The sequence below is a fragment of the Sphingorhabdus sp. EL138 genome (genome assembly GCF_945862485.1).
Taxonomy (GTDB): Bacteria; Pseudomonadota; Alphaproteobacteria; order Sphingomonadales; family Sphingomonadaceae; genus Sphingorhabdus_B.
Map to the genome: position 1 here is coordinate 66,056 of NZ_CAMAYF010000007.1, position 24,517 is coordinate 90,572.

Annotated in this window: 28 protein-coding genes and 1 pseudogene; 11 read left to right on the forward strand and 18 right to left on the reverse strand. The window is 55.3% G+C overall.

Annotation, left to right across the window (positions count from 1 at the left end; genetic code table 11):
• Positions 1-28: 28 nt before the first annotated feature.
• From Q0O33_RS04970 to Q0O33_RS04985, 4 genes are read left to right on the forward strand one after another with little or no spacing between them, the layout of a single operon-like run.
• Positions 29-712: an HAD-IB family phosphatase gene (locus tag Q0O33_RS04970; protein ID WP_295496848.1), complete on the forward strand. Its 684-nt coding sequence runs from the start codon at positions 29-31 to the stop codon at positions 710-712.
• A gap of 5 nt (positions 713-717) precedes the next feature.
• Positions 718-1,878 (forward strand): hypothetical protein, encoded by a 1,161-nt coding sequence (locus Q0O33_RS04975; RefSeq protein WP_295496850.1) that lies wholly within the window; start codon positions 718-720, stop codon positions 1,876-1,878.
• A complete protein-coding gene (locus tag Q0O33_RS04980) occupies positions 1,871-3,205 on the forward strand; it encodes a lipopolysaccharide biosynthesis protein (protein ID WP_295496853.1) in 1,335 nt (444 codons plus the stop codon). The genes Q0O33_RS04975 and Q0O33_RS04980 overlap by 8 nt, the downstream gene beginning before the upstream one ends.
• 33 nt (positions 3,206-3,238) lie before the next feature.
• Positions 3,239-4,000, forward strand: a complete 762-nt coding sequence (locus tag Q0O33_RS04985) for an FkbM family methyltransferase (RefSeq protein WP_295496855.1) — start codon at positions 3,239-3,241, stop codon at positions 3,998-4,000.
• Between the two features lie 24 nt (positions 4,001-4,024).
• Here Q0O33_RS04985 and Q0O33_RS04990 read toward each other — a convergent pair whose 3' ends face one another.
• From Q0O33_RS04990 to Q0O33_RS05005, 4 genes are all read right to left on the reverse strand, one after another.
• Positions 4,025-4,906, reverse strand: a complete 882-nt coding sequence (locus Q0O33_RS04990; RefSeq protein ID WP_295496858.1) for an alpha/beta hydrolase — start codon at positions 4,904-4,906, stop codon at positions 4,025-4,027.
• A gap of 109 nt (positions 4,907-5,015) precedes the next feature.
• Positions 5,016-5,507, reverse strand: a complete 492-nt coding sequence (rpsI, locus tag Q0O33_RS04995) for a 30S ribosomal protein S9 (protein WP_295496862.1) — start codon at positions 5,505-5,507, stop codon at positions 5,016-5,018.
• Positions 5,507-5,986, reverse strand: coding sequence for a 50S ribosomal protein L13 (gene rplM, locus Q0O33_RS05000; protein WP_125229402.1), 480 nt, complete (start codon positions 5,984-5,986; stop codon positions 5,507-5,509). Before rplM ends, rpsI begins: the two co-directional genes overlap by 1 nt.
• Positions 5,987-6,127: 141 nt before the next feature.
• Positions 6,128-7,186 (reverse strand): COX15/CtaA family protein, encoded by a 1,059-nt coding sequence (locus Q0O33_RS05005; RefSeq protein WP_295496866.1) that lies wholly within the window; start codon positions 7,184-7,186, stop codon positions 6,128-6,130.
• 124 nt (positions 7,187-7,310) lie between these two features.
• Here Q0O33_RS05005 and Q0O33_RS05010 point away from each other — a divergent pair, with 124 nt between their 5' ends.
• The 3 genes from Q0O33_RS05010 to dxs are packed head-to-tail and all read left to right on the forward strand — an operon-like array spanning position 7,311 to position 10,174.
• Positions 7,311-7,694, forward strand: a complete 384-nt coding sequence (locus tag Q0O33_RS05010; protein ID WP_295496869.1) for a MerC domain-containing protein — start codon at positions 7,311-7,313, stop codon at positions 7,692-7,694.
• 35 nt (positions 7,695-7,729) lie between these two features.
• Positions 7,730-8,188, forward strand: a complete 459-nt coding sequence (locus Q0O33_RS05015) for a transcriptional repressor (RefSeq protein ID WP_295496933.1) — start codon at positions 7,730-7,732, stop codon at positions 8,186-8,188.
• Positions 8,189-8,242: 54 nt separating this feature from the next.
• Positions 8,243-10,174 (forward strand): 1-deoxy-D-xylulose-5-phosphate synthase, encoded by a 1,932-nt coding sequence (gene dxs, locus Q0O33_RS05020; RefSeq protein WP_295496871.1) that lies wholly within the window; start codon positions 8,243-8,245, stop codon positions 10,172-10,174.
• An 18-nt stretch (positions 10,175-10,192) separates the two neighbouring features.
• On the opposite strand, the gene Q0O33_RS05025 is transcribed toward dxs, so the two are convergent.
• The 14 genes from Q0O33_RS05025 to Q0O33_RS05090 form a co-directional block, all read right to left on the reverse strand.
• Positions 10,193-10,609, reverse strand: a complete 417-nt coding sequence (locus Q0O33_RS05025; protein WP_295496874.1) for a DUF3035 domain-containing protein — start codon at positions 10,607-10,609, stop codon at positions 10,193-10,195.
• A gap of 23 nt (positions 10,610-10,632) precedes the next feature.
• On the reverse strand, positions 10,633-10,890 hold the full coding sequence (locus Q0O33_RS05030) for a DUF3035 domain-containing protein (RefSeq protein WP_295496876.1): 258 nt from the start codon (positions 10,888-10,890) through the stop codon (positions 10,633-10,635).
• The gene (gene lspA / locus Q0O33_RS05035; protein WP_295496879.1) at positions 10,887-11,435 is read right to left on the reverse strand and encodes a signal peptidase II; all 549 of its coding nucleotides are present in this window, start codon (positions 11,433-11,435) and stop codon (positions 10,887-10,889) included. The genes Q0O33_RS05030 and lspA overlap by 4 nt, the downstream gene beginning before the upstream one ends.
• A gap of 162 nt (positions 11,436-11,597) precedes the next feature.
• The gene (gene ileS, locus Q0O33_RS05040) at positions 11,598-14,363 is read right to left on the reverse strand and encodes an isoleucine--tRNA ligase (RefSeq protein WP_295496882.1); all 2,766 of its coding nucleotides are present in this window, start codon (positions 14,361-14,363) and stop codon (positions 11,598-11,600) included.
• A 91-nt stretch (positions 14,364-14,454) separates the two neighbouring features.
• Positions 14,455-15,384 carry a bifunctional riboflavin kinase/FAD synthetase gene (locus Q0O33_RS05045; RefSeq protein ID WP_295496884.1) on the reverse strand — a complete coding sequence of 310 codons (930 nt, stop codon included), beginning with the start codon at positions 15,382-15,384 and terminating at the stop codon, positions 14,455-14,457.
• Positions 15,381-16,559 (reverse strand): dipeptidase, encoded by a 1,179-nt coding sequence (locus Q0O33_RS05050; protein WP_295496887.1) that lies wholly within the window; start codon positions 16,557-16,559, stop codon positions 15,381-15,383. Before Q0O33_RS05050 ends, Q0O33_RS05045 begins: the two co-directional genes overlap by 4 nt.
• A gap of 23 nt (positions 16,560-16,582) precedes the next feature.
• Positions 16,583-17,080 (reverse strand): dihydrofolate reductase, encoded by a 498-nt coding sequence (locus Q0O33_RS05055; protein WP_295496890.1) that lies wholly within the window; start codon positions 17,078-17,080, stop codon positions 16,583-16,585.
• A gap of 24 nt (positions 17,081-17,104) precedes the next feature.
• Entirely contained in the window at positions 17,105-18,175 is a 1,071-nt protein-coding gene (locus Q0O33_RS05060; protein WP_295496893.1) for a 5-(carboxyamino)imidazole ribonucleotide synthase, read from the reverse strand.
• Between the two features lie 9 nt (positions 18,176-18,184).
• Positions 18,185-18,673 carry a 5-(carboxyamino)imidazole ribonucleotide mutase gene (purE, locus tag Q0O33_RS05065; RefSeq protein WP_295496895.1) on the reverse strand — a complete coding sequence of 163 codons (489 nt, stop codon included), beginning with the start codon at positions 18,671-18,673 and terminating at the stop codon, positions 18,185-18,187.
• Positions 18,674-18,776: 103 nt separating this feature from the next.
• Positions 18,777-19,460, reverse strand: coding sequence for a 2,3-diphosphoglycerate-dependent phosphoglycerate mutase (gpmA, locus tag Q0O33_RS05070; RefSeq protein ID WP_295496898.1), 684 nt, complete (start codon positions 19,458-19,460; stop codon positions 18,777-18,779).
• A 42-nt stretch (positions 19,461-19,502) separates the two neighbouring features.
• Positions 19,503-19,958 (reverse strand): GNAT family N-acetyltransferase, encoded by a 456-nt coding sequence (locus Q0O33_RS05075; RefSeq protein WP_295496901.1) that lies wholly within the window; start codon positions 19,956-19,958, stop codon positions 19,503-19,505.
• 9 nt (positions 19,959-19,967) lie between these two features.
• On the reverse strand, positions 19,968-21,104 hold the full coding sequence (locus tag Q0O33_RS05080; RefSeq protein ID WP_295496904.1) for a M14-type cytosolic carboxypeptidase: 1,137 nt from the start codon (positions 21,102-21,104) through the stop codon (positions 19,968-19,970).
• A gap of 25 nt (positions 21,105-21,129) precedes the next feature.
• On the reverse strand, positions 21,130-21,378 hold the full coding sequence (locus Q0O33_RS05085) for a hypothetical protein (protein ID WP_295496907.1): 249 nt from the start codon (positions 21,376-21,378) through the stop codon (positions 21,130-21,132).
• A complete protein-coding gene (locus tag Q0O33_RS05090; protein ID WP_295496910.1) occupies positions 21,356-21,724 on the reverse strand; it encodes a hypothetical protein in 369 nt (122 codons plus the stop codon). Before Q0O33_RS05090 ends, Q0O33_RS05085 begins: the two co-directional genes overlap by 23 nt.
• A gap of 154 nt (positions 21,725-21,878) precedes the next feature.
• On the opposite strand from Q0O33_RS05090, the gene ykgO reads away from it, so the two are divergent.
• The 4 genes and pseudogenes from ykgO to Q0O33_RS05110 form a co-directional block, all read left to right on the forward strand.
• Positions 21,879-22,004: a type B 50S ribosomal protein L36 gene (gene ykgO, locus Q0O33_RS05095; RefSeq protein WP_125229386.1), complete on the forward strand. Its 126-nt coding sequence runs from the start codon at positions 21,879-21,881 to the stop codon at positions 22,002-22,004.
• A 123-nt stretch (positions 22,005-22,127) separates the two neighbouring features.
• Entirely contained in the window at positions 22,128-22,739 is a 612-nt protein-coding gene (locus Q0O33_RS05100) for an HAD family phosphatase (RefSeq protein WP_295496912.1), read from the forward strand.
• Positions 22,740-22,905: 166 nt separating this feature from the next.
• Positions 22,906-24,114, forward strand: a complete 1,209-nt coding sequence (gene sucC, locus Q0O33_RS05105; protein WP_125229384.1) for an ADP-forming succinate--CoA ligase subunit beta — start codon at positions 22,906-22,908, stop codon at positions 24,112-24,114.
• A gap of 167 nt (positions 24,115-24,281) precedes the next feature.
• Positions 24,282-24,517, forward strand: a pseudogene (locus Q0O33_RS05110) (electron transfer flavoprotein subunit beta/FixA family protein); the annotation flags it as partial.

Below are 24,517 nucleotides of genomic sequence, written 5' to 3' on the forward strand. Positions count from 1 at the left end.
ACCTTGAGGCGGGACTTGGCCATCAAATATGAATATTGCAATATATGATCTCGACAAAACCATCACGCGCAGCCCGACCTTCACCCGCTTTCTGCTGTATTACGCACGGCGGACGGCGCCTCTTCGGCTCGTCGGGCTTCCCATATGGATCATGGCCTTAATCGGATACCGCATGGGCTTTTATGGTCGCAAGCCATTGAAGCAATTTGGTATAAGCATGTTCATGGGACGTAATTTGGATACTGCTAACCTCTCTGAAGTGGTGACAAATTTCGTGTCCGAAGCCGTTTTGACCGACATTCAAGCCGGCGCAGCCAAATCTATTGATAATGACCGAAGCCAAAGCCAGAAACTATTGATAGCAACAGCTGCACCCGCATTTTATGCCAATAAAATTGGTGAGCTGATGGGGTTTGATGCTGTTGTGGCAACACGGCATAGATTGCTTCCCAACGGCAGAACCTGCCACTTCATTGATGGCGAAAATTGCTATGGCCCGGAAAAGTTGAAAATGGTCAGAACATGGTTTGATGCACAGGGTCTAAAACGCGAAGACTGTCATGTTTCAGTGTATTCAGACCATGCCAGTGACGCACCTTTGCTGGATTGGGCAGATGCGGCCTATCTCGTCAACCCATCGGCAAAGATGCGCCAGTTGGCAGCACAAAAAAATTGGCAAGTGCGTGACTTTTCAAGCGCTAAAGGGCATTAAAGCACGTGCAAAAAATCTGTTTCCTGTTCAACCATGATCAAACGCATCAGATTGCGCATAGTCTGCCAATTGCATTGCAGATGGCCAAAAGCGGTGTTGCCGATGTAACGCTGGCCGTTACCAGCATGTTGGTGGAGACCGAAATCCGCAGATTGAGCGGCGCCTCACTAGAGGGCATGAAAATTGTGCCGCTGCAGACCAAATCGACTGTGTCGCAACTGCTTGTCCGGGCATTCGACCATCTGGTGCCGGCGCGGAAACTTCTCGTCTACCGCGACAATCTCGACTTTTTTAGGCAGTTTGACGCGCTGGTGGTGTCGGAAAAATCCAGCCTCATTCTGAAAACGCGTTATGGCTTGAAGGATGTAAAGTTCATCCACACACGCCATGGTGCCGGCGACCGGGCGATTGGGTTCAATGCGGAAAGCGCACAGTTCGACCTCATTTTGGTGTCTGGCGAAAAAATCCGCGACCGCCTTGTCTGTGATGCAGCGGTCCCGCCGGAAAAAATCCGCATCACGGGATATGCGAAATTCGATATCATATTGCCCGAACAAAAACCGCTATTCCCAGCATCTGATCGCCGGACCATTTTATACAACCCCCACCCTTCGCCGCATCTTTCAAGCTGGTTCAAATTCGGTGCAGAGGTGTTGGAGCAGTTCTACCAAAGTGACCGCTACAATCTTATTTTTGCGCCGCATGTCATGCTGTTTGCGCGGCCATGGACAGTCACAATTGATAGGCTGTCGATCGCGTCCGCCAAAAAGCCTGATCCCCGATATAATGATGCACCGCATATGTTAATGGATTTGGGCAGCCCGGCCTGCACAGACATGACCTATACCAACGCCGCTGACCTGTATCTGGGCGATGTGAGCAGTCAGGTCTATGAGTTTCTGAATCGCCCGCGGCCATGCCTTTTTTTAGATGCCCATGATACTCAATGGCAGGGGAATCCTAATTACCGTCACTGGACAACCGGACCTGTGAAGACGGACGCAAGAGACATTATCGGTGCTGTGGATACGGCCTTTGCATCGCAGGCTTCGTACTGCGATGCACAGCGTGCCGTATTGGAGGACAGTTTTTCGGTCACCGACGCGCCTGCATCGGTGCGCGCAGCGGCAGCAATCATCGATTATCTGAATCAAGCGATTGGCTGAAGAAGCGCCCCAATCGCCCGTATCTGCCCATGCGCCACTGCGCCGCATCGCCGGGAATATGGGCCGACTGCTTTCGGGCAAGGCGGCGGCTGGCATCATCAGCCTTGGTTCGATTGCTATCGCCGCCCGAATCCTTGGGGTCGAACAATATGGTGTGCTCAATTTGGTGCACGGTTTTGCGACGCTGATGGGTGGGACCATCGCATTTTCAGGCTTCCACGGCATGGTGCGCTATGGCGCAGAGGCGCTCAACCGGGGCGCACCTACACAGTTTCGTAATCTTGTGTTGTTACTTGCCCTTATTGAACTCGGCATGGCCGTTGTGGCCATTGGCGTGGCGATGTTGCTGGTCCCATGGGTCGGGGCATCATTAGGGTGGAGCCCGCAAGCCATTCAGTTTGGCGGGCTGTATTGCCTGGCCATTCTCGCCACGGTTCGGGCCACGCCACAGGGTTTGCTTCAATTGGCCGAACGCTTTGACCTCATCGGTCTGCATCCTGTCGTCATGCCATTGGTTCGTTTGGTGGGGGCGCTGGCCATTTTGTTTACAGGCGGCGGGCTGGTTGCATTTTTATGGGTATGGCTAGCCGCAGCGATTGCCGAGGGCCTTTCGATGTGGGTCTTATGCTGGGTTGGCACGCGTCATCTGGCCATCGGCGCAGATGGGCGGCCGACATTAAAGGGCACACGGCGCGACAATCCGGGTATCGTGCGCTTCATTGCGACAACGAACCTCGACCTCACCTTGCGGGATATTGCCCCCAAGGCGACCCCCTTAATCATTGGCTGGATGCTCGGACCAGCCGCAGCGGGGCTATATGCCCTTGTACAAAGAGCAAGCGCCATTCTGATTCAACCCGCACAAATGTTGGGGGAGGCAGCCTATCCGGTTGTAACCCGCCTGTTGATTAGCGGCGATGACAAGGCTGCTGGAAAAGCTGTCCGGCGTTCGGCGATGTTCGCAACGGGCATGGCATTGCTGGCTGCAGCCATCATGTGCCTGTTCGCCGGAGAAGTTCTGGTGCTGCTTGGCGGTGCAAGCTTTGCTGGCGGCGCGTCGCTGCTTATCCTAGTCCTACTTGGTCGGGCGATGATTGCAGGCATGCCGACTTTATCGGCGGCGCTCACCGCGCAAGGACGACCCTGGATCAGTGCCCGCGCCAATTTAGCTAGCAATGTAGGCATGTTGCCGGTGCTGCCGTTGATGATTTGGTGGTTCGGCCTTAATGGTGCTGGCGTGCATGGTGTATTGCAAAGCCTGGTTCTTCTAAGCCTGTTGATTTGGAGCTATAACCAATCCCGCCTTGCGCCAGGCAGCGGGATGTGATTACGCGCCCATGTTCGGGCCGGGGGAATAGAAATGACAAGCGCAGATTTCCTTATAAAGCAGCTGAAAAAAGCTGTGTTTCTGCCATATGCCAAATTGCGGGCAAGGCTTGGCGGCGAAGGCACTGGTTTTAGCCGCTCCAGCTATGGCGTGCTGATGAAAACAAACTGGCGCGACCGCACATTCATTTACTGCCGCTTCGCCGTCTATGGGCACGGCCTGTCCGATTATCTGAAAGGCCTTTCGCGGCCGTTCGTCTTCTTAGACATTGGTGCGAACCAAGGCCTGTACAGTCTAATTGCCGGACAGAACCCCCATTGCACACGCGCGATTGCGCTTGAGCCAGTGCCGGACACTTTTGAGCGGCTGAGCCAGAATATCAACGCCAATAAGCTGCAAGATAAAGTCCAAGCAGTGCAAGCCGCCCTGTCAAACCAAGCGGGAACGGCAAAAATCGTCTTTGATGCCGCGCATAGCGGGCTTGCCTCGCTACGTAATGACGGCGCAGATGGTTTGGACATCACTACCATCAATATGGCAGCTTTCGATGATCTGCTTGGCGATCCCGAAATGTTGGTGATCAAAGTCGATGTCGAAGGGCATGAAGCCGCAGTCATGGTAGAGTTGGTCAAGTCGCGTTTTCTATCGCGCATCGAATCGGTGTTTTACGAAGTCGATGCGAAATGGAGCGATGCCGAAAGCTTGCGTGCAATTTTGGAAAGCGGTGGCTTTACCCATTTCGAGACTTTGGGTCGCGGGAAGCATTATGACGTATTGGCTACGCGCCAACCATAAGCCACCCAAAGGGGGGTTTAGATGTCAGCGGGCGTTTATGAAGTTCACAACATCAGCGACAACGGGTGCCTTTTGACGGAACGGACGCGCGACGGCCATGATGATATCCGCGTGGTCCACATCAGGATAGATCTGCAGTTGCTGCTGTCCACCGAGCGCTTGAATTTTTGCCGATAGAATTTTGCTGTTACGCGGCTTTACGACAGTGTCTTTGTCGCCTGTCAGCAGCAACAGGGGCGGGGCATCCGCGCGCGCAAAAGTGATCGGTTGCGTTTCCGTCAGGTCGGGCCACTGCCCCAAGGCAATTTGTGACGATTTGGTCGTCAGCGGCAGGAAATCATAGGGTCCGGCTAGGCCAATGACCCCTTTGATCACATCTGGCGTGAGATTTTTCGCTGCCAGCCATTGCGGATCAAGCGCTGTCATCATGGCGATGTGGGCGCCCGCACTATGCCCCATGACGAAGATGCGTTCTGCATCACCATTATGCTTGGCGATATTTGCATGTACCCAAGCAATAGCCGCTGCCGTATCCTCGACAAAGGCGGGAAAGCGGACGCGCGGTGCTTTGCGATAATCGGCAATGACCGTGACAAAACCCCGCGCGGCAAAAGCGCGGCCCAAAAAGCCGTAGCCTTCGCGTTCGCCATCACGCCAAGAGCCGCCATGGAAAAAGATCAGCACCGCAGAACCGCCAACGGCATTTGGCTTCGGCAGGTAGATATCAAGCTTTTGCCGCGCGTCATCGCCATATGCGACATTCGTCAGGGGGGCTTTGTGATACTCGGCAGGCCCAGGTGCCATCCGGTCTGCGAAATCCAGCTTTTGCGGATCCGTCTTGCTCCAGAACCATAGACCTGAACCAACCAGCGCGAGTAGCAGTGCAATAAAATTATATTTGATCATCCGCTGTATTTGCCTGTGAAAGTGCTGGCCCACAACGAAAAAGGCGACCCCAATGGAGCCGCCTTTTTTGTGTAGGCCATAAAATTGACCCACGCATTCCTGAGTATGATTAACGCTTCGAGAATTGGAAGCTCTTACGCGCCTTGGCCTTGCCGTATTTCTTACGCTCGACCACGCGGCTGTCGCGAGTCAGGAAACCTTCCGACTTCACGGCGCTGCGCAGCATTGGCTCATATTTCGACAGTGCTTGCGCGATGCCGTGCTTTACTGCGCCGGCTTGGCCCGAAAGACCACCGCCCTTGACGGTTGCGATAACATCATACTGACCGGTACGCTCGGTAACGCCGAACGGTTGGTTGATAACGAGACGCAGCGAAGGACGTGCAAAATAGATTTCTTGGTCGCGGCCATTGACGACAATCTTGCCAGTGCCAGGCTTCAACCATACGCGGGCAACCGCGTCCTTGCGACGGCCAGTTGCATAAGCGCGGCCTTGCGCGTCAATTTCCTGTTCACGAATGACAGCAGCGATCTGTGCGGGTGCTTGAACGTCAGCGCCCAAGGTTTCGAGATCAGCGAGCGAAGTTGCAGTATCAGACATTATGCACCCACCTTATTCTTGCGGTTCATGGAAGCGACGTCGAGCGTCTTTGGTTGTTGGCCGGCATGTGGATGCTCAGTGCCATTGTACAAATGCAGCGCGCGCATTTGCGCACGACCCAAAGGACCGCGGGGAACCATCCGCTCAACAGCCTTTTCAAGGACGCGCTCGGGGAATTTGCTATCCAGCACCTTGCCAGCAGTGATACCCTTGATACCGCCGATGTAACCAGTGTGGCGATAATAGACCTTGTCGGTCAATTTCTTGCCGGTGAACTTCACCTTGTCCGCATTGATGACAACAACATGGTCGCCGCAATCCACATGTGGGGTGTAGCTTGGCTTGGTCTTACCACGCAGGATGTTGGCGATAAGGCTGGCCACACGACCAACAACCAAACCTTCTGCGTCAATGAGGATCCACGATTTCTCGACGTCCTGTGGACGGATCGATTTCGTAACTCTGGATAGCGTTTTCATCGCTAATCGCACCTTTCGAAATTTTGTAGATATGTAGAATCATTACTGACCCACATGCGAAGCGGAGCCAATGGCGACGAAAGCCCCGTCAGTCAAGCAAAAGCAGGGGTTTTATGGCGGGTATAATAATACCTCTTCGAATTATACTGCTTCGCGTCCTAATATATGCGCGCCCCACACGGTGGATGCGACCAGCAAAGCGCCGACCGCCTGATGCGATACCGCCAGCACGATGTTTACGCCGGTCATAACGGTCGCAATGCCCAAGATGATTTGAGCACCAAAAGTGATGTGGATGGCAATGGATGCGCTGCGAGCGCCAGTTTTCTTGACGCGGCGCGACAGCAAGATCAAGGCAATCACCGCGACCCAAGCCCACCACCGATGAACGAAATGCGTAAGATAGGGGTCGTTCACCAAAGCATAGAAAACGCCTTTGGCGGTATCTACACCCTCTGGATACAACCGGTCGTTCATCAAGGGCCAAGTGTTAGAAACATAACCCGCGTTCAACCCTGCGACCCACGCACCAAACAGCATCTGGACAAATAGGATCGCAAAAACCGATGCCGTAAAGAGGGTGATTTTCGCGGGCTTCGCGGATGTGTTTTTGACCAGTGCCTTTAAGTCGAGCGCGGTCCAAACCAGTCCACCAAGAATGACAAAAGCGGTGAGCAAATGGACGGCTAGGCGATAATGGCTGACGTCGGTGCGCGCCGAAAGGCCGGAAGACACCATCCACCAACCAATCGTACCCTGAAGCCCGCCCAAGGCCAGCAACGCAAGCAAACGCGGCTTATACCCAGCTGGAATGGCTTGCTTTACCCAAAACCATGCCAGTGGAAGTGCAAAGGCCAGGCCAATGACGCGTCCAAGCAAGCGGTGCACCCATTCCCAGAAATAGATGAATTTGAATTCGGCCATGGTCATGCCGGCGGGGCCGTTAATCTCGGTATATTCGGGGATCTGCTTATATTTATCAAATTCCGATATCCAAGCGGCCTCACTCATCGGAGGAAGCGTACCGGTAATGGGTTTCCATTCGGTGATCGATAATCCCGATTCGGTTAGACGCGTAATCCCGCCGACAACGACCATTGCAAAGACCAAGGCAGCGACACACATGAGCCAGTTGATCAAGGCAGCAGGTCGTGCGGATTGGGTTTCGGACGCGGGATGTGGGTTGAGCGCAGTATCCATGCGGACTGATATGCCGCTTAATGCCGATTGTCGCAAGCAAAGGAGGTTGCAAAAATTGTTAACCCAGCTGCAATTTAACGATGTAATGTTGTAACGTGCATCGAATCAGTGTAGTGATCGAGTCATGGCACAAGTATGGCAAAAATGGTGTTGGGACGGGCTTGGCCTGAGCATCGCCGGACTGTGCCTGTTGCATTGCCTTATCACCATGGCTTTGCTGACCATTCTTGCGTCAGCGGGCGGCGCTTTATTGAACCCCATGATTCATGAGGCCGGGCTTGTGCTCGCTATCCTCCTAGGTGTTTTAGCATTGGGCCAGGGGTTCCGTGCACATGGCTTGTTCTTGCCCGCCTTTGTCGGCGCGCTGGGTATCGGCATGATGGGCGGCGCACTGACGCTGCCACATGGTGCTATGGAAATCGCTTGGACGGTAATTGGCGTTGTCCTTCTGGGACTTGGCCATTTGCTTAACCATCGGGCCAGAGGCGGAACTACAATCGCGCGGTGATTGACCCGCCGCATGCCAGCGCCTACATCGGTATCATGGCAGCACATCACCATCATGAGCATGCAGGCGCATCGCTTGCGCAAGCCGCGGAAGCCGCGCTTGTCGAAGCTGGCGAACAATGGACCGATATGCGGTCAGATATTTTCGCAGTGCTAGCAACCTTTGAAAAGCCTGCGTCGGCTTATGATATTGCTGACCTCGTGTCGCAAAGGCGCGGCAAACGCGTTGCCCCCAACAGCGTCTATCGTATCTTGGACCTGTTTGTGACGACGAACCTCGCGCGCCGCGTGGAAAGTGCCAATGCCTATATCGCTAACTCGCACCCGGGATGCTTGCATGACTGCATCTTCCTGATCTGCGACAGCTGCGGCACGGCAACGCATATTGACGATGATGCACTGACCATGAGCGTGCGTGCAGCGGCTGAGCATGCTGGCTTTGCGCAAGTGCGTCCCGTCATCGAAGTGCGTGGAAAATGTGCTGATTGTGATTGATGTAACCGCAATTACCCGTTCGACAGCCCGATAAAACACCGCTAAGCTTAAAGCATGACACATTCGCCTGACACGCCGTTACTTGATACGGTTAAAGTGCCCTCGGACCTTCGCAAACTTGCAGCATCGCAGCTTCGCCAGCTTGCCGAAGAATTGCGCGCCGAAACCATTTCTGCCGTTTCGGTGACAGGCGGCCATTTGGGCGCGGGGCTCGGCGTTGTGGAATTGACCACCGCCATCCATTATGTTTTCAACACGCCCGATGACCGGTTGGTCTGGGATGTAGGCCATCAATGCTATCCGCATAAAATCCTCACCGGGCGCCGCGATCGCATCCGCACGATCCGCACTGGCGGGGGGCTCTCGGGCTTCACGAAGCGCAGCGAGAGCGAATATGATCCGTTCGGCGCGGCACATAGCTCAACATCGATTTCCGCAGCTTTGGGCTTCGCTGTCGCCAACAAGATTGCTGGCAAGTCCGGCAAAGCTATTGCCGTTATTGGCGATGGGTCCATGTCTGCTGGCATGGCGTATGAGGCGATGAACAATGCGCAAGCCGCAGGAAACCGATTAGTCGTTATCCTGAACGACAATGACATGTCGATCGCGCCGCCCGTCGGAGGCCTGTCGGCTTATTTGTCACGGCTCGTGTCATCGAGCGAGTATCTGGGCCTGCGTAGCCTTGCGAGCAAGGTCGCCAAGCGCCTATCGCGCCGCATTTATTCGGCCGCATCAAAGGCCGAAGAATTCGCACGTGGTATGGCGATGGGCGGAACCTTGTTCGAAGAGCTTGGCTTTTATTATGTCGGCCCCATTGACGGCCATAATCTGGACCAGCTGATCCCAGTCCTCGAAAATGTCCGCGACAATGCCGAAGGTCCGGTGCTGATCCATGTCGTCACGCAAAAGGGCAAGGGTTATGCCCCTGCTGAAGCCGCTGCCGACAAATATCATGGCGTCGTGAAATTCGATGTCATCACCGGCAAGCAAGACAAGGGTCCCGGTGGCGGCCCGCCTGCTTATCAAAATGTGTTTGGTGAAACGCTCGCAAAGCTTGCGGAAACTGATCCCAAAATCTGTGCCATAACCGCCGCCATGCCCGGTGGGACTGGCGTCGACAAATTCTCCGCCGCGCACCCCGAACGCTCGTTCGATGTGGGCATCGCGGAACAGCATGCCGTGACCTTCGCAGCTGGCCTCGCCGCGCAAGGCATGCGTCCCTTCTGCGCGATTTATTCGACTTTTTTGCAACGCGCTTATGACCAAGTTGTGCACGATGTCGCGATCCAGAACCTGCCCGTTCGCTTCGCTATTGACCGCGCTGGTTTGGTAGGCGCCGACGGCAGCACCCATGCTGGATCGTTCGACATTACCTATCTTGCGACGCTACCAAATATGGTCGTTATGTCGCCCGCGGATGAGGCGGAATTGATCCATATGACCTACACCGCCGTTTTGCACGACAGCGGTCCAATCGCCTTCCGCTACCCGCGTGGAAATGGCACCGGCGTTGCCTTGCCCCAAGTGCCGCAGCAGCTCGAAATCGGCAAAGGTCGTATCGTTCGCGAAGGCAAGAAGGTCGCGATCCTGTCGCTAGGCACCCGTCTGGCCGAAGCGATGAAGGCAGCGGACACGCTGGACGCAAAGGGTCTGAGCACCACCGTTGCTGACTTGCGCTTTGCCAAGCCCCTGGACGAAAAAATGGTTCGCCACCTCATTGCCACGCATGAAGTTGTCGTAACGGTTGAAGAAGCGGCCGTTGGCGGCCTTGGCGCGCATGTGTTAACGCTGGCCAGCGACGCCGGCCTCATGGACACAGGCCTGAAAATCCGCACGATGCGCCTACCTGATATCTTCCAAGAGCATGATAGCCCGCAGAAACAATATGACGAAGCCGGCCTCAATGCGCCACAGATCGTCGAAACTGTGTTGAAGGCGCTGCGCCACAATAGCGCCGGCGTTGAAGAAGCGAGCGTGCGCGCTTAAAGGCGCGCTGCTCTTAGTTTATAAACCCGGAATAACCGCCTGCGCGGTTTGGCCATCGCCTTCGGGCGCGGCAATGATATCGCGTGTGATGCTGCCTTTATTGACGGTAGTGGTCTGCGGATCACCAACCGATGAGCGGATGCCCAATTCGGACGTGCCCGACGTCGTCGAAATCGCACGTTCAGCGGCGGAGCGCGTGGCGGTGCCGCCGAATAAAGTCTCCAGCATCTGTTCCTGACCGGATTCGGCGGGGCGAATGGCGGAGGCCACCGTCGGCTCAAGCGCAAAATCGGGCGGAACTACCAATGGCGCAGCGCGGCCAACCGAGGGGGCAGCGGCCTGATCGCCACCTAATATGCTCCCCATCGACCCACAACCCGACAGCATAGGAAGCGTCATCATCGCAACGGCAAAAAGGACAGGTTTGGTGTTCATATTTATATCCATTTCAGGCCGAGTTATGGGCGGGGAGCAGTCGCAGGCGCAGCACCGCCAAACATGGCTTCCAAAACCTGCTGCTTAGTATCGCCATCCTGCGGACGCGGCGCGTTAGGGGTCGGCGCTGGCAAAGTGAAGGTCTTGGGAACTTCGATTGGTTTTGACCGGCTCACCGCGAATTCATCGGGCCGCTCACGGTCATAGATGCTGGTCGTACCGCATCCAGCAAGCACAAGTAAAGCAACTGACGCCGCCGCTAAGATAGATATCCGCTTCATGACTTCTCCACTATGTCGGCATTACTTGCAGATTCCTGAACATCAGGGCCGCGACCGGTTTCCTTGTCACCTATCAGGAACGCGCGGGCAAGCAATATCAATACGCCCATACTGATGCAGGCGTCGGCCAGATTGAATATGTAAAAGGGTCGGAATGCCCCAAAATGCAGATCGGCATAATCCACAACATAGCCATAACGCGCCCGATCAACGATGTTTCCAAGTGCACCACCGAAGACCAATGACAAAGCCAGCACATCGCCGCGCAATTTCTCACGCCACATCCACACCCCTACGCCCGCTGCAATTACTGAAGTCAGCGCAACCAGCGCCCAACGTTCGCCGTCACTATCCGCGGTTAGGAAACTCATCGAGACGCCCCGATTTTCGGCGTAGCGTAGGTCAAAAAACGACACGATGTGAATGACGCCGCGCTCTTTCAACTGCAACGGCCCGAGCATCGCGAATTTCACCATCTGATCGGCGATAAACACAAGACTCGCGAGCATGAGGCCCTGAAGGCGGAATTTGGGATTTGGGATCATGAGCGCGTCCTAACGCACCAAAGCTGCATCGTCACTACCAAACCCCCCAAATCGTCACCCTGAACTTGTTTCAGGGTCCATTTATCAGCCGCAAGCGGCGGTTTGTTGGGCACGATGGATCCTGAAACAAGTTCAGGATGACGGGCGTGTGTAGAGGCAGTTTTACCCACCAACAACATTCGCACACCGACCACAAAGCGCGCCGTCGTCAACCACTTCCGGCAAATGTCGCCAGCAACGACCGCATTTGTGGTTTGCGGTCTTAACTGCGCCTTCTTCTCCGCCAGGATGCACTGCCGACACGATAAATATTTCGGCTAGGTCGATTTCGCCGGGATCACCGGGATAGTTGTATTCGACTTCCAGACTTGAGCCAATTTCCTTGTTACGTCGCATAGGTTCGATAAGCTCGTTTGCCACCATACGCTCCGCTCTGATGCGATCCCAATTTTCGGCCAAATTTGTATCAATCCAACCAGCATGAACATCGGGCCATTCCGAAAAATGCACGCTGTCCGCATCAGGAGAACGCGTCTGCCAAACTTCTTCGCTAGTGAATACAAGCACGGGCGCCGCATAGCGCACGAGCGCGTGGAACAGCGTGTCGAGTACCGTGCGATAGGCCATCCGCTTCGGATCAGTCGCGGCATCGCAATAGAGGCAATCCTTGCGGATATCGAAGAAGAAGGCCGACAGGTCTTCATTGCAAAACTCGGTCAGCGAGCGGACATAAGTGTTAAAGTCAAAGTCATTGACCGCCGTCTTCAACTTCGCGTCCATATCAGCGAGCAGATGATGCATATAACGCTCCAGCTCTGGCATAGCGGCCACGGCAACCTTTTCCGCATCCGAGAAACCGTCGAGCGCGCCAAGCAAATAGCGGAAGGTGTTGCGCAATTTGCGATATTGGTCGGACACGCCAGCAAGGATTTCCTTGCCAATGCGATGATCCTCGGTGAAGTCCACGGTCAACGCCCATAGGCGCAAAATATCTGCGCCATTATCACGCATCAGGTCCAACGGGTTGATGGTGTTGCCCAGCGACTTGGACATTTTCATGCCCTTTTGGTCCATGGTAAAACCATGCGTTAGCACGGCATTATAGGGCGCACGGCCTCGCGTGCCGCAACTTTGCAGCAAGGACGATTGGAACCAACCACGATGTTGGTCGCTGCCTTCCAGATAGAGATCCGCAGGCCATTGCAGGTCAGGCCAACGTCCACTTTCAAGCACAAATGCATGGGTGCAACCCGAATCGAACCATACGTCCAAAATATCGGTGACGCGCTCATAATCGGCCAAGGCATAATCGCTACCTAAATATGCCTGCGCGCGTTCATCGGACCAGGCATCGACGCCCATTTCACGTACGCCCGCGATGATGCGTGCGTTAACACCCGCGTCGCAGAGATATTGGCCGGACTTGCGATCCACAAAAAGCGTGATCGGCACGCCCCATGCGCGCTGGCGACTGAGCACCCAATCGGGGCGGCCTTCGACCATGGCGGTGATGCGATTCTGGCCCTTTTCCGGAACCCAACGGGTTTTGGAAATCGCCGTCATTGCCTTTTCGCGCAACGTGCCATCGGCCGACGCCTTGTCCATCGGCACAAACCATTGCGGGGTGCAGCGATAAATGACCTTCGCTTTTGACCGCCAGCTATGCGGATAGCTATGCTTATAATCCGCAGACGCGGCGAGCAGTCCACCAGCTTCGTGCAAAGCCGCGCAGATGGAGCCGTCAGGTGCGTTGAACTTGGGGTTGATGACGCTGCCCTCACCGCCGAGCCAGAGCCAGTCGGCGCGATATTTGCCATCGCCCTCAACCGCGAACACCGGTTCAATGCCATTAGCCTTACACAGGTCAAAGTCATCCTCGCCATGGTCAGGCGCCATATGGACGAGGCCGGTGCCGCTGTCGGTCGTGACGAAATCGCCCGCGAGCATTGGCCGTGGCTTCGCAAAGAAACCGCCGAGCGCGTGCATCGGATGACGAACCATGGTTCCGGCTAGGTCCGAGCCTTTGATGGCCTTAAGTGGAACCAACTCATCACCCAGACGTGCTCCGAATGCTCCCAAGAGCTCCAACCCAACAATATACTGGCGACCTTCATCTTGGCGTTTACGGCAAAGCCGATACTCAACATCCGGCCCATAAGCGATCGCCTGATTGACTGGAATCGTCCAAGGCGTCGTTGTCCAAATCACCGCATGCGCGCCAACCAACTCCGCAATCGGGCTCTCAACAATCTCAAACGCCACATCGATCTGCGTCGATGTGATATCCTCATACTCAATCTCAGCTTCGGCCAACGCCGTCTTCTCAACGGGCGACCACATAACGGGCTTCGCGCCGCGATAGAGTTGACCGCTTTCGGCAAATTTCAACAGCTCCGAAACAATCGTTGCTTCGGCCTGAAAATCCATCGTCAGATAGGGATGATCCCAATCGGCATTGATGCCCAAACGCTTCAATTGCTCGCGCTGTGTATCGACCCAATTTTGCGCATAGGCCCGGCATTCGGCACGGAATTCGACAGCGGGGACTTCGTCCTTGTTAAGCTTTTTCTTGCGATATTGCTCCTCAACCTTCCATTCAATGGGCAGGCCATGGCAATCCCAACCGGGCACATAAGGCGCGTCTTTGCCCAACAATGTCTGTGTGCGGACAACCATGTCTTTCAGGATATGGTTCAGCGCATGACCGATATGCATGTCACCATTGGCATAAGGCGGGCCATCATGCAGGATGAACTTCTCCCGCCCACGGCGGCGATTGCGCAATTCTGCGTAGAAATCCTGCTCTTGCCAGCGCGCGAGTATTCCGGGCTCCTTCTGCGGAAGGCCAGCCTTCATCGGAAAGTCGGTTTTGGGCAAGAAGACGCTATCGCGATAGTCTTGTTTCGGTGTGTCAGGAGTTTCGGTCATATCGTGCGGGTGCTTAGGGGAGGTTGGCGCTTTAGACAACTATTTGAGCGCAAGGCTGCCGAACGAGTGGGTCACTCTGTTCCATTAAATCTCACGCCAAAATATCGCGCGCCTGATCACAATCCTTTGCCATCTGCGCCGTGAGCGCATCGAGGCTGTCAAATTTGGCCTCACCACGAATGAAGGCATGGAATTCAATTTCAATATTTTGGCCATAAAGATCTTCGGCAAAGTCAAAGAAATGCGGCTCCAGCAATTCTTTGGGTGGGTCAAAGGTTGGACGGATGCCAAGATTTGCCGCGCCGTTCAAAACGCGTCCATCGGGCAAGCGGCCCTTCACCGCATAAATGCCGTACCGCGGACGCAGATAATAGCCCATGTCGATATTGGCAGTGGGAAAACCCAGAAGTCGGCCGTTTTTGTCACCATGCTGGACAATGCCTGCTACCGTAAAGGGCCGCGTCAGCAGAGCTGTGGCAGTTACGCAGTCGCCGTCTTGTAATGCCGTGCGGATACGGCTTGAAGAGATAACACCTGCATCATCGACCACTGGGCCCATTGCTGTGGAGGATAAACTATGCGCGCCGCCAATATCGCGCAGCACATCGATATTGCCGCCACGCGCTTTGCCAAAGGTGAAGTCTTCGCCCGTGACAACAGCGGAAAAACCAAGTCGCTCAATGAGCAATTTGACGATGAAATCTTCGGCGCTGGTCGCCGCCAGTTCAGCATCAAAATCAAACACCAGCATTGCATCGGCGCCCGCATCTTCAAAAAGCCGCTGCCGTTGATCCAATGTGGTCAGCCGGAACCAAGGTGACTGCGGCGCGAAAAAACGCACAGGGTGCGGGTCAAAGGTCGCGATGATAGCTGGGCGGCCTGCCGCCTTCGCCTGCGCGATTGCTTCGCCTGCGACTGCCTGATGCCCTAGATGGAAGCCATCAAAATTGCCCAAGGCAACGACGCCTCCACGCAAGGCGTCAGGCATCCGGTCCTTGGCGGAAAGGCGAGGAATCATCATTGGGCACTTGCCCTTGGCACCAAGCCAGCGCGGATAACACGCAGGGCATTTTCACCCATAACGGCCCGGATTTCGGCTGGCGTGAAACCTTCGTCCATCAAGGCTTGCGTGACCTGAACCAATTGCGAGGTGTCGAACCGCACGGTGGTCGCGCCGTCATAATCCGATCCCAAGGCGACATGTTCTATGCCCACCAGATCGCGGACATGCTTCATCGCCTTTGCGGCCGCGCGCGGGCTGGTGTCGCACAAGGCGCCATCCCAATAGCCAATGCCAATGACGCCGCCCGTTTTGGCGACTCCGCGCACTTCATCATCGGTTAGGTTGCGATTGACCTTACAGGTCGCCTGCACGCCGCCATGGCTGGAAACGACTGGGCGCGTGGCCATCGCCAGCACTTCTGCGACGCCCGTGTGCGACAAATGGGCGATGTCGATGATCATGCCCTTCGCTTCCATCCGCTTAACAATATCGCGGCCAAAGGGGGTCAATCCGCCTTTTTTCAGGCCATGCATCGAACCAGCCAGTTCATTGTCAAAGAAATGGGTCAAGCCAGCCATGCGGAAACCAGCGTCATACAACCGGTCCAGATTGGCCGCCTTCCCTTCTAGATTCTGGAGGCCTTCAATGGTCAGCATAGCGCCCACAGCGGGCTTATCTTTCTGCCGCGCGGATAGTAACGCGTCCAGCTGGACTGCCGTATCAACTGCCTTGATCGCGCCGTTCGATCCCGCAACCGCCGCATCACGCTTTTGTGCATGGTATAGCGAGCGCTCGGCCAATGAGCTCCACGTCTTCAAGGGTTGCAGCTGCGCGATGGTCAATAAAGTGATATTGTCGGTATCGGCTCCATTACCATCATAATTCTGGTTCTTAGGTGTCTTTGTCACCGACGAAAACAATTGCAGCGCGACATTGCCTGTTTGCAAGCGCGGCAAATCCATGTGGCCGCGCGAGACACTGTCGTTTAGGTCGCGGTTCCACATCAAGGTATCACTATGCAGGTCAACAATTTGCAGCGTCTTATGCAAAGCCTTGGCTTCGTCGCTGACGGCGATCAGCGGCTTGCCTTCAATCTGGTTCATCGACCCTTCGACATAACCCGGAGCAAAGCCGAAAAAGCCAAGAGCAGCAGCGGCAATCAACGTCGCCGGTATCCAGATTCTCTTTCGCATAATCCCCCCTATGACGCGGACTTTTAGGTCGCGACCCGCCGCAACAACGTTACAAAATCATAGGCCGGAGCGCCGCCTTGCGCTGCATGGCTCTCCCGTGCAATTTCTTGCCAGACCGACATGTCAAACGCAGGGACGGTCGCATCACCATCGGGACTGGCCGTGATTTCGGTGAGCTCAACGCGGTCCGCCAGCGGCAGGAACAGGCTGTAGATTTCGGCCCCACCGATGACGCAGACATGCGGTCCATTGGCGCGCTTCAATGCTTCCTCGACCGAATGCACAACTTCAGCGCCCTCTTCTTCCCAATCATGGTCGCGGGTCAGAACGATATGGCGACGGCCCTCCAGCAAGCCCGGCAGGCTATCAAAGGTCTTGCGTCCCATGATCATAGGGCGCCCCTTGGTCACTTGCTTGAAATGACGCAAGTCGGCGGGAATATGCCATGGCATGCCGCCATCCTTCCCGATTGTTCCATTGGCAGCGCGGGCGAGGACAAGAACGATTTCGGGATGATTCATACGCTTCGTCTTGCCGACTTTTTCTCACCTATACAAGCGGGTGACATGTCCTATTTTTCGGCCAGGTCGTGCTTCGGCCTTGCCATAAAGATGCAGATGCGCCGCAGGGTCGACCAAAATCTGTTCAAAGCGATCGCCATCGGCGCCAATCAGATTTTCCATTTCCACGCGCGCAGCAATCTTTTCGGTGGCTCCAAGCGGGAGCCCGCAAATGGCCCGAATATGGTTCTCAAACTGGCTAGTGGCCGCGCCTTCGATGGTCCAATGTCCGCTATTGTGCACGCGGGGCGCGATTTCGTTGAACAAGGGACCCGTCGTACTGGCAAAAAATTCGGCGGTAAAGACGCCGACATAATCCAGCGCCGATGCGACCGCCGCAGCCATATCACGCGCCGCTTGCTGCTGGCTTTCAACCAATGGCCCAGACGGCAGTGTCGATTTCGCAAGGATACCGCCGATATGCAGATTTTGCGAACTATCCCAAAAACGAATTTCACCATCTTGGCCGCGCGTTAAAATGACCGAAAATTCCGCATCAAACGACACCATGGCTTCGGCGATGAGCGGCTGTCCGCCGGTACGTTCCCACGCGCCTGCTATGTCACCATCGTGGGTGATCCGCGACTGCCCCTTGCCGTCATAGCCCATCCGGATTGTTTTGAGGATACATGGAATACCAACGGCCGCAATGGCCGCGGGTACAGCGCTTTCGTCCTGCGCCACCGCAAACTCCCCGGTTTTCCCACCAAGGGCGCGTACGAACTGTTTTTCGGCGGCGCGATCCTGCGCCACTTCCAGGGCCTTAAGCGGCGGGTAGACCGGAACAAGGCCCGTGATCGATTGGAGCGGCGTAACGGGCACATTTTCAAATTCGAAGGTGACAACATCGCACGCGTCCGCAAACGCCTTCAGCGCCGCCAGATCATCATATTCAGCAACTGTATGAGCGGCTGCGACGTCGAAGGCCACATTGTCCCCCGGCGGCGAATAGATATGGCAACGATAACCCAATTGCGCAGCGGCAGTCGCCAGCATGCGGCCAAGCTGACCACCGCCCAATATGCCAATCGTCGATCCGGGGGGTAATGCCGCCATAAATACGCCTTATTCGGGCGTTTCGGCGACCGAAGCCGTCTGTGCCGCGCGCCAGGCGTCCAACCGTTCGGCGAGCGCGGCGTCTTCATTCGCCAGCATTGCCGCCGCCAAAAGCGCCGCGTTTGTTGCGCCCGCTTTGCCGATTGCCAATGTGCCAACCGGAATGCCAGCGGGCATTTGCACGATGGATAAAAGGCTATCCATGCCGTCCAGCGCCTTGGACTGCACGGGTACGCCCAGCACGGGCAGACGCGTCATTGACGCTGCCATGCCCGGCAAATGCGCCGCGCCGCCTGCGCCAGCGATAATACATTTCAGGCCCCGGCCAGCTGCACCTTTGGCATAATCATAAAGACGTTCGGGCGTGCGGTGCGCGGACACCACTTTGCATTCATGGGGAATGTGCAGCGCGGCAAGTGTCGCCGAGGCCTCTCGCATCGTTTCCCAATCCGAACGGCTTCCCATGATGATGCCAATGATCGGCGCTGCGTCGGTCATATGTCACTCCCCTGACAAGTTCGATGGCAATGGCCTTAGCCTTGTGGTGCAAAAGGCGCAATCCAGCAACACGACGTTAAACGCCCGCGTTCGTGAAGAGAGCTTACCGCTCCGAAAGATAATAATATTCGCCGTTCAGATGGTCGTCCAATTCATATATGATTGGCTGACCCGTGGGGATTTCCAAGCCGTTAATATCGGCATCGGAAATACCCGACAGATGCTTAACGAGCGCGCGCAGGCTATTGCCGTGCGCCGAAATTAAAACGGTTTTTCCGGCCTGTAACTCAGGCACAATCGCGCTTTCCCAATAAGGCAGCACACGGTTGATGGTGTCTTTCAGGCTTTCAGACGCCGGAATAGTGATACCGGCATAACGCGGATCAGACGACAGGTCATATGGCGACCCTATCGCAAGCGGCGGCGGCGGAATGTCGAAGCTGCGGCGCCAGATCTTCACCTGATCTTCGCCATGCTTTGCCGCTGTCTCTGCCTTATCCAAGCCCGTTAGCCCGCCATAATGCCTTTCGTTCAACTGCCAATTTTTGGTTACCGGAACCCACAAACGCCCCATCGCCTCAAGCGACAGATTGAGCGTCTTGATGGCCCGCGTCTGCACGCTGGTAAAGGCGGTATCAGGCGCGATGCCCTTTTCCTTCATCAACACGCCCGCTGCCCACGCCTCAGCCGCACCTTTTTCAGTGACATCCACATCCCACCAGCCGGTAAAGCGGTTTTCAAGGTTCCACTGGGATTGTCCGTGGCGAATGAGGATGAGTTTTGGCATGGGAGTTCCTTCGTTGTTTGCCCGCGCACTAACGCAAGTTGGTCAAATCGCCAAGGTCATGAAACGGCTAAACGGGTCTTCGACATAATTGGCAAAGGGTGGACAAATTTGAAAGCCGTGCGCTTCATAGAGCGCCAGCGCCGGAACGAAGGCCTCCGAAGAACCGGTCTCCAGACACAGTCGTCGATATTCCCGCTCGCGCGCCTCAGATATGATATGTGTCAGCATCATCGCGCCCGCGCCTTTGCGCAGATGGTCTGCGTGGGTCCGCATCGACTTAATCTCGCCATGATCGGCCTCAAGTTCCTTGAGCGCGCCACAGCCGGCAAGGCTATCGCCGTCCCAGATCGACCAGAAGGTGACATCCGGCGCATTCAGCCCCTCGAAATCTAGAAAATGGCAGCTCCCGGGCGGCGAGCTCGCCAACATCCCGGCAAAATGCGTTTCGAGAAGTGCCCTGATTTCAGGGCCAGTGAGGTTGTCTTTTATGATGTGCATTGAGACTGCTCAAACCATCTCCGCAAGGGTCGCGAGACATTCGCGGGCCAGCAAGCGGCAGCGCTCAGGTGACCAGCCTTGGTCGGGGTCATTACCTTGGGCGGTGTCTTTATATGGCATTTCCAACGTCATGGAAACGCATTGGTGCGAGGGGCCAAATCGTTCCGCCAATTGGTTCGTCGACATCGACAGATTGGCTTTGCCAGGACCAGCCTTGGTATAGCCCAGCGCCGTCTGGAAATCGGGTGTGCGCGCCGAAAGACGGTTGATGAAGGCGTTATACCGATCACCCTGATCATCAGTCCATGAAGGAATGCCTTCAAAACCAGCCATAAACGCTGCGGGAATCGCTTCGTCGCCATGCACATCAATGGCCCAATGCACGCCGGATTCATCCATAGCGTTGCGAATGGCCAACACTTCGGGGCTGCGTTCTGCCGACGGTTCTGCCCATTCGCGGTTCAGGTTGACCCCCAGATAATTGGTCCGCAAATGCCCCCGGCAGCTTCCATCTGGATTGCAATTGGGCACAATATAAAAGTGGCATTTTTCAAGCAGCACGCGGGTGTGCGGATCACTCAGGTCGGTGAGCATGTCGATGGCACCTTCCATCCAATATTCCGCCTGAGTCTCGCCGGGATGCTGCCGCCCATATAGCCAGATCTGCGTGTCTCCATTGCCCATTTCGAGGCAATCAATCGGCTGGCCTTCAATGCTGTGGCCGAGGCAGCGATAACTTACGCCTTCCAGCGATGCTGTCTCCGCAATCAGGTCATGGTGCCGTTCCATGCTATAAGGCGCGAAATAGGCAAACCATGCAAGATCGCTTGCAGGGTTGTAACGGATGGTCAACGTGCCGCCGTCCTTGCCTTTGTCATAGGTCGTATCGGCGCGTCCCCAATAATCGCGGTCTTCAGATACGCACGCGCGATAATCGGGCCAGCCACCGGGATAGGCGCTGCCTTCAAGTCCTGTAATCCGCAACTCCAGTTCTTCGCCTGCGGTACATACCACGCGGAAGTGGAACCATTGCGCGAATTCAGAATCCTTGTCCTTACGGATGCCTAGTGTCGCAACATGGCCATCGACGGCATGGACGATGATGTTGCCGCTATCGAACGCAGCGTTGATGTCAGTAATGGGCATTTTAGGTTCGCTTTCGCAATGAAGTTTATGGCACGCGGATAGTCTCACCCGACACGCCGGGGAAGTCCTTAAACAAAGCTTCTGCCAATTTTGATGCAGCGATGCCCGGCTGCGCCGCGGGTGATCCCGCTTTTGCGGATTGCACTGCCGTGCCTTCCCAAATCACCATCTGGTCGATGCGTCGGACAATGCGAACAGCCAAGCTGGATTGTAGCAGCGCCGCAGAACTGCTGCCCAGATTGAAACCAAGGCTAACGCCCACCCCCCGATCCATAGCTACCCGTCGACCCGCCGACGCCGACAGACACAGGCGCGCGGTTATCGTGGCGAATCACGGTTGCGCCAAAACGCACTTCGGCGATCACGTCCGAATTTCCGCTATGATCACCATATCCGATACGCTGCATTTCGCGCGCGACAGCCGCCAAATAAGGCGACCCCGCAAGAGACCGGTCCGAAACTGATTCGCCCACAAGTGCGGCAACAAAGCTTCCCGTGCCATAGGACACCCCTTCGGCAGCGCGGCTGAAGCGCGTAACCTCGACAGGTCCGGTTGGCATAATGCACGCGGTCAACACAGAGAGTGAGATAAGCGGCAAAATTCGGGTAATAATCATCATGCAGTTATCCTTAGGCCTACCATATTGCATATAAAGCGATCTATGGGGGCTTAATCCGCAAAGACGGCCAATCACGCTTGACTTTCCACAGCCCGACCCATAGGAGCGCGCCTTCAATTCAAGCTTCTTGCATTTATTTAGACGGGTAAATCCGATGAAAGTCGTTAATTCTCTGAAGTCGCTCAAAGGCCGCCATCGCGATAACCGCGTGATTCGTCGCCGTGGCCGCACTTATGTCATCAACAAGACCCAGCCACGCTTCAAGGCGCGCCAGGGCTAATTTGGCCCTGCCTGCGGAAAGCGGGCAGATGGTTCAGGCAAAACGCCGCTCCGAATCTGATTCGCGGGCGGTTTTTTTGCGCCTAAACCCCGGCTACATCCTTCCTGCAAAGAGGTGCAATGCATGACGAAAATAACCACCGTGGTCTTTGATGTCGGCAAAGTGTTGTTCGAATGGGATCTCCGATATCTTTTTGCGAAGCTGATCACAGACAAAGACGAACTGGAATATTTCGTTTCAGTCATTGTGACGCCCGAATGGCATTTTCAACATGATGCGGGTCGCGCCTTGGACGATATGGTTACTGAGCGGATGGCTGAATTTCCAGAATATGCCGCGTTGATTGCGGCATATTCCAACCGTTTCAATGAGACCATTCCAGGGCCTGTGTCAGGGTCACTGGAGGTCGTGCAGGAACTCGCCGAACGCGATGTGCCGTTATTTGCGATAACCAATTTCGGCGCTGAGTTTTGGGATATGTTTCGTCCCACCCAGCCGATATTTGACCATTTCCAGGACATAATCGTGTCGGGCGTCGAAAAATTGGTGAAGCCTGATCCAGCCATTTACGCACTGGCGTTACAGCGTTTCGGACTACAGCCGGGCGAGGCAATATTCATCGATGATAATCATGACAATGTCGTCAGCGCCCGCGCAAACGGTTTTGTTGCGCATCATTTTACGGATGCAGCGTCGCTCCGCCGCGATTTGGTGACGCTTGATTTACTGCTTTGAATTTTTTCACGCAGAGGCGGAGAGGACTAAGAGATTCGGACATGTTCCTCCCCGCGCTCTGCGCCTCTGCATGCACCAAAAAACATGAGCGCAAGCCCTTCCATTCAGTGCCCGTCTGTGCTTAAGCAACCAGCGAAACTCTTTATTGTCGAGGACGTAATCTCCCATGAATATCCATGAATATCAGGCCAAAGAACTGCTCGCAAAATTCGGTGTGGCTGTGCCCGCTGGGATTGCGGCATTAAGCGTGGAAGAGGCGGTTGCCGCCGCGAAGCAACTTCCCGGCCCGCTTTACGTGGTTAAATCGCAGATCCATGCTGGTGGACGCGGCAAGGGCAAGTTCAAGGAATTGGGACCCGATGCAAAAGGCGGCGTGCGTTTGGCCTTCAATCTGGATGAGGTTGAGGCCCATGCCAAAGATATGTTGGGCAACACGCTGGTGACGATCCAGACTGGCCCCGAAGGTAAGCAGGTCAACCGTCTCTACATCACCGATGGCGCCGACATTAAGCAAGAATTCTACCTCGCTTTGCTCGTCGACCGGGCAACCAGCCGTATCGCGGTTGTAGCGTCGACCGAAGGCGGCATGAACATCGAAGACGTGGCGCATGACAGCCCCGAGAAAATCCATACTATCGTCATCGATCCGGCTGCTGGTCTGCAGCCCCATCATGGACGCAGCGTTGCCAAGGCGCTTGGCCTGACTGGTGATTTGGCCAAGCAAGCGCAGACTGTGCTTGCCGGTCTTTACAACGCATTCATCGGCACCGATGCCGAACAGATCGAAATCAATCCGCTCGCGGTTTGCGAAGGTAAGAATGGCGACGAGCTTCTGGTGCTTGATGCCAAGGTCGGTTTTGATGGCAACGCCATGTTCCGCCATAAGGACCTCGCCGAACTGCGCGATTTGACCGAGGAAGACCCGGCAGAGGTTGAAGCTTCGGAATATGATTTGGCCTATATTAAACTCGACGGCAACATTGGGTGCATGGTCAATGGCGCCGGCCTTGCCATGGCAACGATGGACATCATCAAGCTAAACGGTGAATTCCCTGCCAACTTCTTGGACGTCGGCGGCGGCGCATCGAAGGAAAAGGTTACAGCAGCTTTCAAAATCATTTTGAAGGACCCTGCCGTAAAGGGAATTCTGGTTAACATCTTCGGTGGCATCATGAAATGCGACATCATCGCCGATGGTATTGTTGCCGCAGCCAAGGAAGTGAACCTGTCGGTGCCGCTCGTTGTGCGCCTTGAAGGCACCAATGTGCAGCAGGGCAAGGACATTTTGGCCAATAGCGGCTTGCCCATCGTATCGGCCAACGATCTTGGTGATGCAGCGGAGAAGATTGTCGCGGAAGTGCGTAAAGCGGCATAAAACTTATTTCTGACGATTCCTGCAAGATGCAAGAACCGTCAGCATGTTAAATGCTTGGCAGGATACGTAGATCAAGCACTTGACGTTCACGTAAGCGTTAAGCATAGGCGCAGCAGATTAAGCAGGCATCCAATTGCCTTATTGAGTCGGTATGGAAGGATGAGCACATGAAGATCATCGTCCCCGTTAAGCGGGTCATCGATTATAATGTTAAGCCGCGGGTTAAGCCTGATGGTTCGGGTGTTGATTTGGCAAATGTCAAAATGAGCATGAACCCGTTTGACGAGATTGCGGTGGAAGAAGCGCTGCGTTTGCGTGAAAAGGGCGTTGCGACCGAGGTTATCGCGGTGTCGATTGGGCCGGACAAGGCGCAAGAAACGCTGCGTACGGCCTTGGCTATGGG

What these genes read in the sequence shown, in the direction of transcription:
- Q0O33_RS04970 (WP_295496848.1), top strand. Translation starts at nt 29, where the DNA reads ATGAATATTGCAATATATGATCTCGACAAAACCATCACGCGCAGCCCG.
- Q0O33_RS04985 (WP_295496855.1), top strand. Translation starts at nt 3,239, where the DNA reads ATGACAAGCGCAGATTTCCTTATAAAGCAGCTGAAAAAAGCTGTGTTT.
- Q0O33_RS04990 (WP_295496858.1), bottom strand. Translation starts at nt 4,906, where the DNA reads ATGATCAAATATAATTTTATTGCACTGCTACTCGCGCTGGTTGGTTCA.
- rpsI (WP_295496862.1), bottom strand. Translation starts at nt 5,507, where the DNA reads ATGTCTGATACTGCAACTTCGCTCGCTGATCTCGAAACCTTGGGCGCT.
- rplM (WP_125229402.1), bottom strand. Translation starts at nt 5,986, where the DNA reads ATGAAAACGCTATCCAGAGTTACGAAATCGATCCGTCCACAGGACGTC.
- Q0O33_RS05005 (WP_295496866.1), bottom strand. Translation starts at nt 7,186, where the DNA reads ATGGATACTGCGCTCAACCCACATCCCGCGTCCGAAACCCAATCCGCA.
- Q0O33_RS05010 (WP_295496869.1), top strand. Translation starts at nt 7,311, where the DNA reads ATGGCACAAGTATGGCAAAAATGGTGTTGGGACGGGCTTGGCCTGAGC.
- Q0O33_RS05015 (WP_295496933.1), top strand. Translation starts at nt 7,730, where the DNA reads ATGGCAGCACATCACCATCATGAGCATGCAGGCGCATCGCTTGCGCAA.
- dxs (WP_295496871.1), top strand. Translation starts at nt 8,243, where the DNA reads ATGACACATTCGCCTGACACGCCGTTACTTGATACGGTTAAAGTGCCC.
- Q0O33_RS05025 (WP_295496874.1), bottom strand. Translation starts at nt 10,609, where the DNA reads ATGAACACCAAACCTGTCCTTTTTGCCGTTGCGATGATGACGCTTCCT.
- Q0O33_RS05030 (WP_295496876.1), bottom strand. Translation starts at nt 10,890, where the DNA reads ATGAAGCGGATATCTATCTTAGCGGCGGCGTCAGTTGCTTTACTTGTG.
- lspA (WP_295496879.1), bottom strand. Translation starts at nt 11,435, where the DNA reads ATGATCCCAAATCCCAAATTCCGCCTTCAGGGCCTCATGCTCGCGAGT.
- ileS (WP_295496882.1), bottom strand. Translation starts at nt 14,363, where the DNA reads ATGACCGAAACTCCTGACACACCGAAACAAGACTATCGCGATAGCGTC.
- Q0O33_RS05045 (WP_295496884.1), bottom strand. Translation starts at nt 15,384, where the DNA reads ATGATGATTCCTCGCCTTTCCGCCAAGGACCGGATGCCTGACGCCTTG.
- Q0O33_RS05050 (WP_295496887.1), bottom strand. Translation starts at nt 16,559, where the DNA reads ATGCGAAAGAGAATCTGGATACCGGCGACGTTGATTGCCGCTGCTGCT.
- Q0O33_RS05055 (WP_295496890.1), bottom strand. Translation starts at nt 17,080, where the DNA reads ATGAATCATCCCGAAATCGTTCTTGTCCTCGCCCGCGCTGCCAATGGA.
- Q0O33_RS05060 (WP_295496893.1), bottom strand. Translation starts at nt 18,175, where the DNA reads ATGGCGGCATTACCCCCCGGATCGACGATTGGCATATTGGGCGGTGGT.
- purE (WP_295496895.1), bottom strand. Translation starts at nt 18,673, where the DNA reads ATGACCGACGCAGCGCCGATCATTGGCATCATCATGGGAAGCCGTTCG.
- gpmA (WP_295496898.1), bottom strand. Translation starts at nt 19,460, where the DNA reads ATGCCAAAACTCATCCTCATTCGCCACGGACAATCCCAGTGGAACCTT.
- Q0O33_RS05075 (WP_295496901.1), bottom strand. Translation starts at nt 19,958, where the DNA reads ATGCACATCATAAAAGACAACCTCACTGGCCCTGAAATCAGGGCACTT.
- Q0O33_RS05080 (WP_295496904.1), bottom strand. Translation starts at nt 21,104, where the DNA reads ATGCCCATTACTGACATCAACGCTGCGTTCGATAGCGGCAACATCATC.
- Q0O33_RS05085 (WP_295496907.1), bottom strand. Translation starts at nt 21,378, where the DNA reads ATGGATCGGGGGGTGGGCGTTAGCCTTGGTTTCAATCTGGGCAGCAGT.
- Q0O33_RS05090 (WP_295496910.1), bottom strand. Translation starts at nt 21,724, where the DNA reads ATGATGATTATTACCCGAATTTTGCCGCTTATCTCACTCTCTGTGTTG.
- ykgO (WP_125229386.1), top strand. Translation starts at nt 21,879, where the DNA reads ATGAAAGTCGTTAATTCTCTGAAGTCGCTCAAAGGCCGCCATCGCGAT.
- Q0O33_RS05100 (WP_295496912.1), top strand. Translation starts at nt 22,128, where the DNA reads ATGACGAAAATAACCACCGTGGTCTTTGATGTCGGCAAAGTGTTGTTC.
- sucC (WP_125229384.1), top strand. Translation starts at nt 22,906, where the DNA reads ATGAATATCCATGAATATCAGGCCAAAGAACTGCTCGCAAAATTCGGT.